The 15,719-nt window shown below is 71.1% G+C and carries 11 protein-coding genes; 5 read left to right on the forward strand and 6 right to left on the reverse strand.

The features are described from left to right. Positions 1-5 precede the first annotated feature (5 nt). A complete protein-coding gene (tsaD, locus tag ACE5C1_RS05805) occupies positions 6-1,031 on the forward strand; it encodes a tRNA (adenosine(37)-N6)-threonylcarbamoyltransferase complex transferase subunit TsaD (RefSeq protein ID WP_374943115.1) in 1,026 nt (341 codons plus the stop codon). 157 nt (positions 1,032-1,188) lie between these two features. Here the strand turns inward: tsaD and ACE5C1_RS05810 are convergent, their stop codons facing one another. Together ACE5C1_RS05810 and ACE5C1_RS05815 are read right to left on the reverse strand one after the other, a co-directional pair. Further along, positions 1,189-3,030 carry an AsmA-like C-terminal region-containing protein gene (locus tag ACE5C1_RS05810; RefSeq protein WP_374943116.1) on the reverse strand — a complete coding sequence of 614 codons (1,842 nt, stop codon included), beginning with the start codon at positions 3,028-3,030 and terminating at the stop codon, positions 1,189-1,191. Positions 3,031-3,181: 151 nt separating this feature from the next. Continuing rightward, a complete protein-coding gene (locus tag ACE5C1_RS05815) occupies positions 3,182-3,340 on the reverse strand; it encodes a DUF1674 domain-containing protein (RefSeq protein ID WP_374943117.1) in 159 nt (52 codons plus the stop codon). Positions 3,341-3,438: 98 nt separating this feature from the next. On the opposite strand from ACE5C1_RS05815, the gene ACE5C1_RS05820 reads away from it, so the two are divergent. The 4 genes from ACE5C1_RS05820 (at position 3,439) to purH (ending at position 8,975) form a co-directional block, all read left to right on the forward strand. Beyond that, entirely contained in the window at positions 3,439-4,686 is a 1,248-nt protein-coding gene (locus ACE5C1_RS05820) for an RsmB/NOP family class I SAM-dependent RNA methyltransferase (protein WP_374943118.1), read from the forward strand. 148 nt (positions 4,687-4,834) lie between these two features. Then, positions 4,835-5,497 carry a ribulose-phosphate 3-epimerase gene (gene rpe / locus ACE5C1_RS05825; RefSeq protein WP_374943119.1) on the forward strand — a complete coding sequence of 221 codons (663 nt, stop codon included), beginning with the start codon at positions 4,835-4,837 and terminating at the stop codon, positions 5,495-5,497. Between the two features lie 47 nt (positions 5,498-5,544). Beyond that, the gene (locus tag ACE5C1_RS05830) at positions 5,545-7,236 is read left to right on the forward strand and encodes a heparinase II/III family protein (protein WP_374943125.1); all 1,692 of its coding nucleotides are present in this window, start codon (positions 5,545-5,547) and stop codon (positions 7,234-7,236) included. A 173-nt stretch (positions 7,237-7,409) separates the two neighbouring features. After that, positions 7,410-8,975: a bifunctional phosphoribosylaminoimidazolecarboxamide formyltransferase/IMP cyclohydrolase gene (gene purH / locus ACE5C1_RS05835; protein ID WP_374943120.1), complete on the forward strand. Its 1,566-nt coding sequence runs from the start codon at positions 7,410-7,412 to the stop codon at positions 8,973-8,975. Here purH and ACE5C1_RS05840 read toward each other — a convergent pair. The 4 genes from ACE5C1_RS05840 to ACE5C1_RS05855 all read right to left on the reverse strand — a co-directional run. Beyond that, on the reverse strand, positions 8,947-10,479 hold the full coding sequence (locus tag ACE5C1_RS05840; RefSeq protein ID WP_374943121.1) for a lipopolysaccharide biosynthesis protein: 1,533 nt from the start codon (positions 10,477-10,479) through the stop codon (positions 8,947-8,949). The two genes, purH and ACE5C1_RS05840, sit on opposite strands and share 29 nt — an antisense overlap. Before the next feature lie 109 nt (positions 10,480-10,588). Continuing rightward, positions 10,589-13,354: a DNA polymerase I gene (polA, locus tag ACE5C1_RS05845; protein WP_374943122.1), complete on the reverse strand. Its 2,766-nt coding sequence runs from the start codon at positions 13,352-13,354 to the stop codon at positions 10,589-10,591. A gap of 165 nt (positions 13,355-13,519) precedes the next feature. Continuing rightward, on the reverse strand, positions 13,520-14,626 hold the full coding sequence (locus ACE5C1_RS05850) for a serine hydrolase (protein WP_374943123.1): 1,107 nt from the start codon (positions 14,624-14,626) through the stop codon (positions 13,520-13,522). Between the two features lie 121 nt (positions 14,627-14,747). Next, positions 14,748-15,719 (reverse strand): FAD-binding protein (locus ACE5C1_RS05855; protein ID WP_374943124.1); only part of this gene is annotated, 972 nt, incomplete at its 5' end.

Consider the following 15,719-nt stretch of genomic DNA (forward strand, 5'->3'; position numbering starts at 1 on the left):
GGGCCATGCTGATATTGGGCCTGGAATCCTCGTGCGACGAGACCGCGGCGGCGCTGGTGACCGGCTCCGCGCAAGTGCTGGCGCACCGGCTGGCCGGGCAGGAGGCGGCGCACCGGCCTTACGGCGGGGTGGTGCCCGAGATCGCGGCGCGTGCGCATGTCGAGGTGCTGGTGCCCTTGGTCGAGGCGGCGCTGGCCGATGCGGGGGTGCGGCTGGCCGATGTCGATGCGGTGGCGGCAACCGCGGGGCCGGGGCTGATCGGTGGGGTGATGGTCGGGCTCGTGACGGGCAAGGCGCTGGCGCATGCGGCAGGCAAGCCGCTGATCGCGGTCAACCACCTGGAGGGGCATGCGCTCTCGCCGCGGCTGTCGGACCCGGCGCTGGCATTCCCGTACCTGCTGCTGCTGGTGTCGGGCGGGCATTGCCAGTTGCTGCTGGTCGAGGGGGTGGCGCGTTACCGGCGGCTGGCGACGACGATCGACGATGCGGCGGGGGAGGCGTTCGACAAGACCGCCAAGCTGCTGGGACTGGGCTTTCCGGGCGGGCCCGCGGTGGAGGCGGCTGCGCGGGCAGGCGACGCCAAGGCGGTGGCGTTGCCGCGACCTTTGCTGGGATCGGCCGAGCCGCATTTCTCGTTCGCCGGGCTGAAGAGCGCGGTGGCGCGGGCGGCGGGGCAGTATGCCCCTGAGGATATCGCGGCGTCGTTCCAGCAGGCGGCGGTCGATTGCCTGATCGACCGGACCGCGCGGGCGCTGCTGCGCGTGGAAGGCGTGACCGCGCTCGTCGTCGCGGGCGGGGTGGCGGCGAACGGCGCGGTCCGGACCGCGCTGGAGGCGCTGGCGGCGGCGAATGGCCTGCGCTTCGTCGCGCCGCCGGGGTGGTTGTGCACCGACAATGCGGCGATGATCGCCTGGGCGGGCGCGGAGCGCTTCGCCGCGGGGTTGTTCGACCCGCTCGACGTGCCTGCGCGCGCGCGCTGGCCGCTCGATCCGGGCGCCGAAGCGGTGCGCGGGGCCGGGGTGAAGGCGTAAAGCGCGCGCGGAAGGTGAGGCTAAGGTGAGGCCAATGCGCACCATCGTCCGGGGCTGAAACTTCGCAAAGGTCGCGCATGGACGCGGTGCGAGGATTGCCGACGCCGAGAAAGAACGGTGCCGGGCTGCGCGAGAAAATCCAACATCGCAAGGGGGGTCAGCGCAGCACCCGGGCGGCCAGCGCGGCGCAGTTCGCGTCGGTGGCGAGCGGGCCCTGGCGCCCGCGGATCGCGCGGCCGATCGCCTTGAAGATGTTGCCGACCGACTTGACCTGCGGGGGCACGTAGACCGCGGGCGCCTTCAGCGTGCCGGTGGCGACGACCGCGCCGGGAAGGCGGAGACCGCCGCCGTGCTTGGGCGCGCCGGTGAACCGGATCGCCAGCGTTTCGGCGGGAAAGGTGACGGTGCCGGTGCCGTCGAGGCGGCTCTGCGTCGTGTCGACGACCAGCGGATCGGTGCGCCCGACGCCGTGGCGGACGTCGAGCCCGGCGACCACGCAACGCAGGCCGGCGCGCGCGTCGCCACTGGCCAGCAGGGTGCGCAGCGCATCGAAGCCGAGCGCCGCGGCGAGCCGTTCGGGCAGCGCGCCGTCGCGGATGACGAAGCCGATCCGGCCGTCGCTGCGCCCCACCGCCGCGCGCAGCGTCTCGCCGGTGCCGCTCAGTCGTGCGCGCCCTTCGGCTCGCCCGGTGTAGGTGCCTTCGCCGCCCATCAGCGAAGGGACGTCGCTGTTGCGCAGGGCGAGGTCGATCGTGACCAACGGCTCGGGACCGCCGTCGTGCTGGTCGACGACGACATGACCCGTCGCCGCGCCGCGTGCGAGCTGCAGGACCAGCGGATCGACGCGGAGCAGGCGGTGGTCCATCGTCAGCGTGCCCGACATCGCCCGGATCGCCGGCGGCCCCTGACGGCTCAGCACCCGGTTCACCACGAACCGGACCCTGCCGTCCGTGCGCGCGATCTTGCCGATATCGACCCGCATGTTCGGCACCAGTTTAGGCCCGATCCGGCGTTCGAGCGCTTGGCCGCGCGCGATACCCGCGTCGGTCGACAGATCGTCGAAGTCGAGGCGGGCCGCGCGGATCGTGCCGTCGACCCGGTTGCGGTCGCCGCTTCGGGCGACGCTCAGCGCACCCGCGATCGCCGACCGGCCGATCGTGCCGCGCAAGGCGGTGATCTGCCAGCGCGCGGGGTCGTGGCGGACGTGCGCGGACAGCGTCACCGGCTGGGTGCGGATCAGCCCGGCCTCGATCACCGCGTCGATCAGCGCCAGGTCTGTGGCGCGGGCGGTGACGTCGAGCGTCATCGTCGCGGTGTCGAGCGGGCGGGCCATCGTGCCGTGCGCGGTCATCGCGAGGGCGGGGCCGTCGATGGTGGCGGTGAACGGCCATGCACCGCGCCGGGCGGCGACGATGGGAGCGCCGGCGAAGGCGACTCGGACCGGGTTGCCGTGGATCACGCCGGTGCCCGCGGCGTGGAAGCCGGATTGCGGGTCGGACGAGACCCGCGCGACGACGCGCCGGTCGCGCTTGGCGTCGCGGTAATCGAGAACGGCGTCGCGGATCGTCAATCCTTCGATCCCGCGTCCACGCTGTCCGCTTCGACGGTCCGAGCCGGCCCAATTGGTGCGGCCCTCGGCGTCGCGGACGAGCGCCGCGCGCAGGCCCGAGACGGTGACCGCGTGCGGGCGCAGCGATCCGATCAGCAGCGGCCAGATCGGGACCGTCGCCTGTGCGCGGTCGATGCGGATCATGTCGCCGGTGCCTGCCCAGGCGGGCTGGGGGATGCGCAAGCCGCGGATCGCGACGGTCGGGGTGAAGCCGAAGCGGTCGACCCGCTCGATCGCGGCGATCGAGACCGGGCGGCCGATGCGGGCGCTCAGCCGCTCGGCGACGATGCCGCGGAGCCAGCCGAAGGGGAGAGCGGCGACGACCAGCAGAAGCACGGCGGCGACGAGGCCGGCGGCGATCGCGGTGCGGCGAAGGGTGCGGCGGGTCATCGGGCGGGGACGTGCGACGGGTGCGAAACGTTCCGGGGAGAGGGGTGCGGTGCGCCGCCTGCCGAAGCGTAACGATCCTCCCCCTGGCGGGGGAGCATAAGGATCAGGCCGCCTCGGCTGACCGTGACGGATTCAGTCGCTCGTCAGCCCCTCAAAAATCGATGGCGATGCCCTTGAGCTCCCAGTCGCCGTAGCGGGTCGGGTCCTTGGGCAACGGGTCGGTGGTCGCTCGCACCGGCTCGGGCTTGGGCGCGGGCGGGCTGGCGGACCAGTGGGCGGGGGGCTTCACGTGGGGCGGGCGCTGGCCCATCGCTGGTCACTCCTGGATTGCGCGGGTAGGGCGCGCATCCCACATCGGGGCGCTCAGGAGATTTGCCAAGTGACCTTCACCCCATTGCAGCGGCGCGCGTGACCCCGCGCGGTCCCGACCCGCTCGGCACCGCATCGCGGCGTGCGGCGCTCAGGCTGCTCGACGCGGTGCTCCGGCGTGGCGAGTCGCTGGAGGCGGCGCTGCCGGGAGCGACGCGGGCGATTCCGGGCGGTCCCGACCGTGGTCTGGCGCATGCGATCGCGGCGGAGGCGCTCCGGCGGGTTCCCGATCTCGATGCGCTGATCGATTCGGCGACGCAGCACCGGCTGCCCGACGACGCCAAGGCGCGCTTCGCGCTCAGGATCGCGCTGGTCCAGGTGCTGGCGCTGGGCACGCCGCCGCACGCCGCGATCGCGACGGTGCTGCCGCTGGTCGACGGCGGTCCGCGCAAGCTGGTCCACGGGGTGTTCGGGACTTTGATGCGCCGAGACGCGACGTTGCCCGAGGTTCCGGCGCTGCCGCCCCTGGTGGCCGAGCGCTGGGGTGCCGCGTGGGGCGAGGCGATGGTCGAGGCAGCGGCACGCGCCATCGCCGCGCCGCCGCCGCTCGACCTGACGCTCGCCGACGGCGATGCGGTGGCGCCCGAGGGCGGGACGCTGCTGCCCGGGCATGTGCGGCTGCATGGCGCCGGCCACGTCCCCGATTTGCGCGGCTATGCCGACGGCGGCTGGTGGGTGCAGGACATCGCGGCGTCGCTGCCCGCACGCTTGCTGGGCGAAGGGGCCGGAACCGTCCTCGACCTGTGTGCCGCGCCGGGCGGCAAGACGTGCCAGCTCGCGGCCGCCGGGTGGCAGGTGACCGCGGTCGATCAATCGCAAAGTCGTCTGGCGCGACTTCGCGACAATCTGAAGCGCAATGCGCTCGACGCCGAGGTGGTGCGGGCCGACGTGCTGGAATGGCAGCCCGCCGCCCAGGCCGATGCGGTGCTGATCGATGCGCCGTGCAGCGCGACCGGCATCTTCCGCCGCCATCCCGACGTGCTGCACCGGGTCCGCCCGGCGGTAATCGCCGAGTTGGCCGAAGTGCAGCAGCGCATCCTGGCGCGCGCGGCGGACTGGGTGAAGCCGGGCGGGGCGCTGGTCTATGCCACCTGTTCGCTGGAGCGCGCGGAGGGCGAGGAGCGGGCCGAGGCGTTCCTGGCGAACGACGCGCGCTTCGTGCCGGAGTCGGTGGCGATGCCGTTCGGCGAAACCGAGCGCGGCTGGCTGCGGACGCTGCCGGGGATGCTGGCGGACGCGGGCGGGTGCGACGGGTTCTTCGTGGCGAAGTTCCGGCGCGGCTTGTAGCGCGGGGCGGGGCTGATAGAGACGCCTCGGGCAGGATAGATCATTGCCGTTCGCCCTGAGCGAAGTCGAAGGGCATGAGACTCATGTGCTTCGACTTCGCTCAGCACGAACGGGGGGAGCGTTGCCCCGCAGGAACAGAGACACGTTTATGCCCAACCCCGTCCGTATCGCCCCTTCCATCCTCTCCGCCGATTTCGCGCGGCTGGGCGAGGAGGTACGCGCGATCGACCGGGCGGGCGCGGACTGGATCCATGTCGACGTGATGGACGGGCATTTCGTGCCCAACATCTCGTTCGGCCCCGCGGTGATGAAGTCGGTGCGCGGGTGCACCGCGAAACCGTTCGACGTCCACCTGATGATTTCGCCGGTCGATGCGTATCTCGACGCCTTCGCCGAGGCCGGGGCGGACTGCATCTCGGTTCATGTCGAGGCGGGGCCGCACATCCATCGCTCGCTCCAGCATATCAAGGGGCTGGGCAAGCGTGCGGGGGTGGTGCTGTGCCCGGGGACGCCCGCCAAGGCGCTCGATTACCTGCTCGATCTCGCCGACCTGGTGCTGGTGATGAGCGTCAATCCCGGCTTTGGCGGGCAGGCGTTCATCGAGGGGCAGCTCAAGAAGATCGCGGCGGTGCGCAAGATGATCGATGCGAGCGGGCGTGCGATCGACCTGGAGGTCGATGGCGGCATCGATGCCGAGACCGCGGCGCGGTGCATCGCGGCGGGCGCGGATGCGCTGGTCGCGGGGACCGCGGTGTTCCGCGGCGGGCCCGAGCATTACGCCGCCAATATCGCAGGTCTGAGGGGCGCGTGAGCGAGGAGCCGCCCGCGGCCGACGGGATCGACGAAGGCAAGCGGCTGATGCGGGTCGGCGGGACGACCGGCCTGTCGCTCGCCGAGCGGCTGGCCGAGCGGCTGCACCGGCTGACCTGGCGGACGCCGATCCACGGGCTGCGGCTGAAGGGGCGGCATCCGCTCAAGCTGATCGCGGTGCCCGACGATCCGGTCGCCGGCGATGTCGGGCGCGGGCGCGGCTTGCTCGACGGCGAGCTGGCCTATCGCGGCGAGACGCGCGCGATCGCTTCGCTCGACATGAAGCGGCCGGATGCGAGCCGGGCATTCGTCGAGCATCTCCACGCCTTTGCCTGGCTGCGCGACCTGTCGACCGTCGCGACCCGGGCGCAGGGCGCGCCGGTTGCCGAGGCGCTGATGGCGCGCTGGCTCGATGCGCATGCCGACACGGTCGACCCGTTGGCGTGGCGGCCGGACCTGTGGGGGCGGCGCATCCTGTTCTGGACCGCGCACGCGCCGCTGATCCTGTCGTCGGCGGACTTGATCTATCGCTCGCGGGTGCTGAACGTGCTGGCGAAGGGGGCGCGGCATCTGGACCGCGGCGCGGACAAGGCGCCGCCGGGCGCGGCGCGAATCGCGGCATGGTGCGGGGTGGTCGCGGCGGGGCTGCTGATCCCGGGCGGCGATCCGCGGCAGGCGTTCGGCGAGGCGGGGCTGGCGCGCGCGCTGGGCACGTCGCTGTTCGACGACGGCGGATCGGTGTCGCGCTCGCCGGCGATGTTGCTCGATTCGATTCAGCTGCTGGCGAGCTTGCGCGAAGTGTATGCGGCGCGGCGGCTGGAGCTGCCCGAAGCGGTGGCGGCGGCGCTGGTGCGGATGGTCGGCGCGCTGCTCGGCGCGACGCACGGCGACCGCGCGCTGTCGAGCTGGCAGGGCGGCGGGCCGGACACGCCCGAACACATCGCCGCGGTCATCGCGGCGAGTGGAGTGAGGACCCGGCCGCTTCGCCAGGCGCGCGACTGGGGCTATCAGCGGCTCGCCACGGGCACCGCGGTGCTGATCGTCGATGCGGCGCCGCCGCCGGTGGCGCGGGCGATCCATGGCGGCTGCGCATCGACGCTGGCGTTCGAATTCTCCGACGGCGCGCACCGGATCGTCGTCAATTGCGGCGGATCGGCGGCGGCGGCCGGATCGCTGCCCGCCGCGCTGGTGCAGGGCCTGCGGACCACTGCGGCGCATTCGACGCTGATCGTCGGCGACAGCAATTCGACCGCGATCCACGCCGACGGGACGCTCGGGCGCGGCGTCGGCGAGGTCGAGCTGGGGCGGCAGGAATCGGATGCCGCCAGCCGGATCGAGGTATCGCACGACGGCTATGTCCGCCGCTGGGGCTTGGTCCACCGCCGCCAGCTGATGCTGACCGCCGATGGGCGCGAGCTGCGCGGCGACGATGCGCTGCTGCCGCGCGGGCGCAAGCAGCGGCCGGGCACGACCCCCTTCGCGATCCGCTTCCACCTGGGGGCAGGGGTGCGCGCCTCGCCGACCGCCGACGGGCTGGCGGCGATCCTGCGGCTGCCGGGCCAGGGATCGGGGGGCGGCGCGATGTGGCAGTTCCGGGTGCGCGGCGGCACGCTGGCGATCGACGACAGCGTGTGGATCGACGGCATCGCGGGGACTGTGGCGACGCAGCAGCTGGTGGTGAGTGGCGAAGCGCCTGCGGGCGGCGCGAGCGTGAGCTGGGCGTTCAAGCGGGCGTTGTGACGGGCGCAGGCGCGGCGACGCCCGCGCCGCTGCGCACAGCGTAGCGAGCGCAGCGCCCGGCACGCCCGGCGGGTCGGCTCGCCCGAACCCGGTCGACGGCGGCTTTGCCGTCGTCCCCCCTTGTAGAACCTGACGGGTGACGACGCGCCCTCCAAGCGTTAAGCGCTGCGCCCATGACCGACATCCTCATCCGCCGTGCCTTGCTGTCCGTGTCCGACAAGACCGGGGTCGTCGAGCTCGCGCGCGTGTTGGCGGAGCGGGGGGTGGAGCTGATCTCGACCGGGGGTACCGCGAAGGCGTTGCGCGAAGCCGGCTTGGACGTGCGCGATGTCGCAGACGTCACCGGGTTTCCCGAGATGATGGATGGGCGGGTGAAGACGCTGCATCCGATGATCCACGGCGCGCTGCTCGGGGTGCGCGACGATGCGGGGCATGCGGCGGCGATGGCTGCCCACGGGATCGGCGCGATCGATCTGGTGGTGGTCAACCTGTATCCGTTCGCCGCGACCGTCGCCAAGGGAGCGGAGCGGGCGGAGATCGTCGAGAATATCGACATCGGCGGGCCGTCGATGGTGCGGTCGGCGGCGAAGAACCATGCGTTTGTCGCGTGCGTGACCGATCCGGCGGATTATCCGCTGGTTGCCAAGGGACGCACGACGCTCGACGAACGGCGACTGCTCGCGGCCAAGGCGTTTGCGGCGACCGCGACCTATGATGCGGCCATCGCGAGCTGGTTCGCGTTCGCGGATCAGGGCGAGCGGTTTCCGGCGACGTTGCCGTTGGTGCTCGAACGACCGGAGGTGCTGCGCTACGGCGAGAACCCGCACCAGCAGGCGGCGTTCTACCACCATGCCGGACCCGCCGCGCGGGGAATCGGCCAGGCGCGGCAGGTGCAGGGTAAGGCGCTCAGCTACAACAATCTGAACGATGCCGACGCGGCGCTGGAGCTGGTGTCCGAATTTCGCGATGCCGCGCCGACCTGCGTGATCGTCAAGCATGCCAATCCGTGCGGGGTGGCGAGCGCGGCGACGCTGGCGGACGCTTGTGCGGCGGCGTTCGCGTGCGACAGCGTGTCGGCGTTCGGCGGCATCGTCGCGCTGAACCGCCCGCTCGATGCGGCGACCGCGCGGGCGATCACGGGCATCTTCACCGAAGTCGTCGTGGCGCCGGACGCCGACGAGGAGGCGATCGCGCTGTTCGCGGCGAAGAAGAATCTGCGGCTGCTGCTGACGGGCGCGCTGCCCGATGCGGCGCGCGGGGGGATGGCGATGAAGGCAATTGCGGGGGGCTGGCTGGTTCAGTCGCGCGACAATGGCATGCTCGGCAACCTTCAGGTTGTGACGAAGCGCACGCCGACCGAGCAGGAGCTGGCGGATTGCCGCTTTGCCTGGACGGTCGCCAAGCACGTCAAGTCGAACGCGATCGTCTATGCTAGGGACGGCGCAACCGCAGGCGTGGGCGCGGGGCAGATGAACCGGCTGGAGTCGGCGCGGATCGCGGCGTGGAAGGCGAAGGACGCCGCGGACAAGGCGGGCTGGGCCGCGCCACGGACGATCGGGTCGGCGGTGGCGTCGGATGCGTTCTTTCCCTTCGCCGACGGGCTGTTGGCGGCGGTCGAGGCGGGGGCGACTGCGGTGATCCAGCCGGGCGGGTCGATCCGCGACGACGAGGTGATCGCGGCGGCGGACGCGGCGGGGCTGGCGATGGTGTTTACCGGGATACGCCACTTCCGGCATTGAGCGGGCTGCCCTCGTTCGGCAGCGCCGCGGTGCGCGGCGCCTTGACGAACAGCGCGCGGTCGGCGGGGCCGAAGGCGTAGCGCCACAGGATCAGGAAATAGACGCCGGCGATGGCGGGGACGCCGAAGAGCAGCTCGGCCCATTCCAGCCGTTTGGGCAAAGCGGTGAACAGCGAGCCGACGACGATCGCGGCGAGTACCGCCCATACCAGCGGCCAGCGCAGCGGCGACACCCGCGCCTGCGTCAATCGCGACAGCAGCCACGCCTTGATGAGCGAGGTCAGCCCCAGCGACAGCATCAGCGCGACCGCGGGACCCGCCGCCTGCCAATTGGGGGGCCAGCCGATCCGGCGAAACACGAACACCAGTCCGAACGACAAAGCGACCTGGAACGCCAGCATCGCGCCCGAGATCATCAGGTTGCGGTGGCGCGCCATGTAGACCAGCGCGGTTTCCGACACCGCCCCGGTCGATGCCAGCGCCTCGGCGGTCAGCAGGAAGGCGAGCGCGGCGGTGCCCGCGACGAACTGCGGCCCGACGACCCCCATCACCGCTTCGCCGGGGATCGAGCCCATCAGCGCCAGGCCCGCCTGCGCGGCGACGATCCAGAACGCGACCTGGCGCACCTGGTTGGCGATGGCGGGCTTGTCGTCGCGGGCGAGCGCCTCGGTGATGACCGGGCCCAGGATCGGATCGAAGCTGGTCTTCAACTTCTGCGGCAACGACGCGACCTGTTGCGCCATGTAATAGATGCCGACGATCCTGGGCTCGAACAGCACCCCGAGGATGAAGCGGTCGACGTTGCGGGTGCCCCATTCGAGCGCATCGGCGCCCGCCAGCGGCACGTTGGTCCGCGCGAGCGCGAGCAGCGGGCGCAGGTGCGGGGACCAGCCGTAGGGCAGGCCGTAGCTGCGGATCAGCGGCACGATGCTGGCGACCAGCGCCGCGGTCATCGACGCGACATAGGACAGGACCAGGCCGTCCCGGAGCGTGAAATACGAGAATGCCCATGCCGCGATCGAGATCGTCCACGGCTCGACCACCGCGCGCGCGGTGACCGCGGCCTTGACGTTGCGGCGATAGGCGAGTGCGGCCAGCGCCACGTCGCTCCACGCGCTGGCGACGATGATGATCGGCAGCCAGCGGTCGAGCCCGGCGATGGCGGTGTTGGGGTACATCACCTGCGGGAAGGCGATCAGGAACGCGCTGGCGGCGAGCGCGGCGAAGAACGCGACCGCCATCGCGTCCCAGACGACGCAGGCGTGCGGGCGTTCGGCCTTCGACAACGCCTGCGCGAGCCCGCGCTTGAGCCCGAGGGTGGCGACGAGCGCGGCGAGCTCGACGACGACGACCGCGAGCGCGAAACGGCCGACCCGGTCGGGGCCGTAGATGCGGCCGGCGATGAACAGGAACGGCAGGCGCGCGACGAGGCGCAGCGCGAAGCCGGCGATGTTGGTGCGGCCGCCCTTGGCGAGCTGGTCGATGTCCTTGGTCGCGCCCGTCATTGCGGGGCGATCGACCGCGCCGCGGCAAAGCCGCGTCGTCGAACGGACTGCGTCCGCCGGCCGCGCTTGCGCGAGTCAGCCGGGCGTGGCCGGCTGCCGCGCTGCGCGGTCAATGCGCCGCGCCCCAACTTGGGCCGGTCCCGATCTCGACGCCCAGGGGAACGGACAGCTTGACCGCAGGTTCGGATGCGGTGGCCATGACGCGGTGGATAACCGGCTTGGCCGCTTCCACATCCCCCTCGGGCAGCTCGAAGACGAGTTCGTCGTGGACCTGGAGCAGCATGCGGACGTTGGGCAGCCCGGCTTCGACCAGTGCAGGCGTCATCCGGACCATCGCGCGCTTGATGATGTCGGCGCTGGTGCCCTGGATCGGCGCGTTGATCGCGGCGCGTTCGGCGCCCTGGCGTTCGTGCTGGACCTTGGACTTGAGCCGCGGGAAGTGGGTCTTTCGCCCGAACAGCGTGGTGGTGAAGCCGCGCGCGCGGACTTCTTCGAGCGTTTCGGCGATGTAGCGGTTGATGCCCGGAAAGCGATCGAAATAGCGGTCGATCATCGCCTGCGCCTCGTCCGCGGTGACGTCGAGACGGCCGGCGAGGCCCCAGCGGCTGATGCCGTAGAGGATCGCGAAGTTGATCGTCTTGGCGCGGCCGCGGGTGTCGCGATTGACCTCGCCGAACAGCTCCTGCGCAGTGAGGCTATGGATGTCGTCGCCGTTGGCAAAGGCGTCGCGGAGTTGCGGCACGTCGGCCATGTGCGCGGCGAGGCGAAGCTCGATCTGCGAGTAATCGGCGCTGAGGATGACGTGGCCGGGCTCCGCCACAAAGGCGTCGCGGATTTGGCGGCCGACTTCGGTGCGGATGGGGATGTTCTGCAGGTTCGGATCGGTCGAGGACAGCCGCCCGGTCTGCGCGCCCGTCAGGCTGTAGCTGGTGTGGACGCGGCCGGTGGCGGGGTTGATCTGCTGCTGCAGCGCGTCGGTGTAGGTGTTCTTGAGCTTGGTCAGCTGGCGCCAGTCGAGCACCTTGGCGACGATCTCGCTGCCCGCGCCGCCCTCGCGCGCGATCCGTTCGAGCTCGGTCACGTCGGTGGAATAGACGCCCGATTTGCCCTTGCGCCCGCCCTTCAGGCCGAGGCGCTCGAAAAGCACGTCGCCCAATTGCTTGGGGCTGCCGATCGTGAAGGGGCCGCCCGCCAGTTCGTGGACCTGGACCTCGGCATCGGCGATCTGGGTGGTGAAGTCGGCGGACAACGCCGCGAGCTTCTCCCGGTCGACCTTGATGCCGTGGGCCTCCATCTGCGCGATCACGGGGACAAGGGGGCGGTCGACCATCTCGTAGACGCGGGTGGCCTGTTCGTTGGGCAGGCGCGCCTTCAAGCGTTTCCACAGCCGCAGCGTGACGTCGGCGTCCTCGGCGGCGTAGCGGGTGGCGGCGGCGAGGTCGATCTCGTGGAAGCCGCGCTGGGTCTTGCCGGTGCCGACGACGTCCTTGAAGGCGATGCACGAATGGCTGAGGTGGGTGGCGGCGAGCTCGTCCATGCCGTGGCCGTGGAGTCCGGCGTCGAGGTCGAAGCTCATCACGATCGTGTCGTCGTGCGGCGCGACCGCGATCCCGGCGCGCGCGAGGACGATCATGTCGTATTTGAGGTTGTGGCCGATCTTGAGGACCGATGCGTCCTCGAACAGCGGCTTCAGCCGGGCGAGCGCGGTGTCACGCTCGATCTGGACCGGGGTTTCGGCGAGCAGATCGGTGCCGCCCCCCTCCCCTGTATGCGCGAGCGGGAGGTAGCAGGCGCGGTTGGGGGCGAGCGCCATCGACACGCCGACCAGCTCGGCGCGGGTGGCGTCGACGCCGGTGGTCTCGGTGTCGATCGCGATGAAGCCCTGATGCCGGGCTTGCGCGATCCAGCGGTCGAGCGCGTCCACATCCGCGACGGTCTCGTAGCCGTCGTGGTCGCAGGGCGGGTCTTCCTCCATCGGCACGCCGGCGGGTGCGGGGACGGGGGCGTCGGCGACCTGGCCCAATTTGGTCAGCAGCGACTTGAAGCCGTGGTGTTCGAGGAAGGCGCGCAAGGGTGCATCGGGAATGCCCTGCATCTCGAGCTCTTCGAGCGGTTCGGGGAGCGCGACGTCGCATCTGAGCTCGACCAGCTCGCGGCTGAGGCGCGCCATGCCGGCGTGTTCGATGAGGTTGTCGCGCAGCTTGCCCGGCTTCATCGCGGGCGCGGCGGCGAGCACGGTTTCGAGGTCGCCGTGTTCGAGGATCAGCTTGGCCGCGGTCTTGGGGCCGACGCCGGGAACGCCGGGCACGTTGTCGACGCTGTCGCCCATCAGCGCGAGGACGTCGCCGAGTTGCGTTGGCGCGATGCCGAAGAACTTCTCGGCAACGTGTTCCGCGCCCAGACGGCGGTTGTTCATCGTGTCGTACAGGTCGAGGCCGGGCTCGATCAGCTGCATCAGATCCTTGTCGGAACTGACGATCGTCACCTGCCACCCCTGCGCCAGCGCGGCCTTGGCATAGCAGGCGATGATGTCGTCGGCCTCCAGCCCCTCGGTCTCGATGCACGGGAGCGAGAACGCGCGGGTGGCGTCGCGGATCATCGGGAATTGCGGGACGAGATCGGCGGGCGGCGGCGGGCGGTGCGCCTTGTACTGGTCGTACAGGTCGTTGCGGAAGGTCTGGCTCGATTTGTCGAGGATTACCGCAAGGTGGGTGGGGCCGTCCGCTGCATGCAGTTCGTCGGCGAGCTTCCACAGCATCGTGGTGTAGCCGTACACCGCGCCGACCGGCTCGCCGTGCTTGTTGGTGAGCGGCGGCAGGCGGTGGTAGGCGCGGAAGATGTAGCCGGAGCCGTCGACGAGATAGAGATGGGGCATCGTGGGCGGGGTGTTAGCGGATGCGGGGAGGGAGACCAAGCGGCGGTGGACTTTCGACCTTCCGTTCGCCCTGAGCGAAGTCGAAGGGCATGGCCAAGGACCGGTGCTTCGACTTCGCTCAGCACGAACGGATGTGAGCGTGGCAACCAGATGTGGGCTTAGCGCCTAATTTGCCGACGCGTTCCCCCCGCCCTGCGTGCCATACGCGGCGACCGCCGCGGCGACCCCCTGGATCAGCTGTTGCCTGGCCCGCATCGGTGCGCGGGTGTCGCCGATCATCACCGCGATCGCGTAGCGGCGACCGTCGGGGGCGGTGAGCAGGCCGACGTCGTTGAACCCCGCGTTGCGCCCGCCCAGATCCTGACCGGTGCCGGTCTTGTGCGCGATGCTCCAGCCGGCCGGGAGCGCGGCGCGCAGCCGGGCGCGGCCCGTGACCGAGCGGCCCATCGTATCGAGCAGGTAGCGGGTCGAGGTCTCCGACAGCAACTCGCCGCGCGCCAGCCGGGCGAGCGAGTCGGCGATCGACAGCGGCGCGGCGCCATCGGGCGGATCGGCGACATAGGCGTCGAGCGCGGCGGCGCGTACCGCCGGATCGAGGCGCGAGCGCGCGATCTCGAAACCGTTGCCGATCGCGAACGACGGCTGCCAGATCAGCCCGGCGGTCTTCGACTGGAGCAGGCGTTCGCCGGGGCCGAAGCGGATGTCGCCCAGGCGCTTGTCGGCGATCGTCGCGCGCACCGCGGAAGGCCCGCCGACCTGGGTCAGCAGCCGGTCGTTCGCGGTATTGTCCGAATGGGTCAGCGCGCGCTCGAGCAAGCCGCCAATGGTGGTGTGGAAGCCGTCGCCCTTGACGAGGAAAGCGAGCGGCTGGTGGAACAGGGTGAGGTCTTCGGAACGGACGACGATCGGGTCGTCGAGCTTCAATTTGCCCTGGTCGCGCCGGTCGAGGACGGTGATCGCGACCCACAATTTGCTGACCGATTGTTGCGGCAGGCGGCGGCGCGCGCCGCGCTCGACCGTCCAGCCCTCGTCCACCGCGCGCACCGCGATGCCGCTGACGCCCGGAAAGCCCCGCCACAGCCCGTCGATCGCGGTTTCCAGCGGTGCAGGCGCGGTACGGACGGGCTTGGCGATGACGGGGGGGAGCGGGATCGAGACGATCGGCTGCTCGGCACGCTCGGGCGTGCGCCCCGAGCCGCCCGGGCGCGACGGCACGCAGGCGGCGAGCGCAAGCGTCAGAAAGAAGAGGCCGGTGCGGCCGAAAGCGTGCATGCGGTTGAAACGTTGCCCAATTGCTGAGGGTGCATTGCATACGCGCGCTTCGTAGCGACGGAACCTCCCATGTCCGGCGCTGCGACGAAACGCGCGCAACGTGCGGCGGATCGAGTCGCGATCAGGGGACCAGGATCGTGTCGACCGCTTGGCGCAGCGTCTCCGGGTAGTCGAGGGTGTAATGCAGCCCGCGGCTCTCATGGCGGTGGAGCGCCGAGCGGACGATCAGGTCGGCGGTCTGGAGCAGGTTGCGCAGCTCCACCAGGTCGGGCGTGACGCGGAAATGACCGTAATGGTCGGCGACCTCGTCCGTCATCATGCGGATGCGGTTGGCGGCGCGCTGCAGCCGCTTGGTGGTGCGCACGATGCCGACGTAGTTCCACATGAACCGGCGGATCTCCGTCCAGTTCTGCTTGATGACCACCTCCTCGTCCGAGTCCGCCACCCGGCTCTCGTCCCAGGCGCGGATCGGCGGGGCAGGGGGCAGCTCGTCCCAGCACTCGGCGATGTGCCTGGCCGCCGCCTCGCCGAACACGAAGCATTCGAGCAGGCTGTTCGACGCCAACCGGTTCGCCCCGTGCAGCCCCGACTGCGTGCACTCGCCCGCCGCGTAGAGACCGGGCAGGTCGGTGCGCCCGTCGCGGTCCACCACCACGCCGCCGCAGGTATAGTGCTGCGCCGGCACCACCGGGATCGGCTGGCTGGTCATGTCGATGCCGAGCCCCAGCAGCTTCTCGTGGATCGTCGGGAAATGCCCCCGCACGAAGTCGGCGGGCTGATGGCTGATGTCGAGGTGCACGAAGTCGAGCCCGTCGCGCTTGATCTCCGCGTCGATCGCCCGCGCCACCACGTCGCGCGGCGCCAGCTCGGCGCGCGGGTCGATATCGGGCATGAAGCGCTTGCCCGTCTTCGGGTTGAGCAGCCACCCGCCCTCACCGCGCACCGCCTCGGTGATCAGGAAGTTCTTGACCTCCAGATTGTACAGGCAGGTCGGGTGGAACTGCATGAACTCCATGTTGGAGACGCGCGCCCCCGCCCGCCACGCCATCGCGATCCCGTCCCCCGTCGCGCCGCGCGGCGCGGTGGAGAACAG

Source organism: Sphingomonas sp., assembly GCF_964263785.1.
Lineage (GTDB): Bacteria > Pseudomonadota > Alphaproteobacteria > Sphingomonadales > Sphingomonadaceae > Sphingomonas.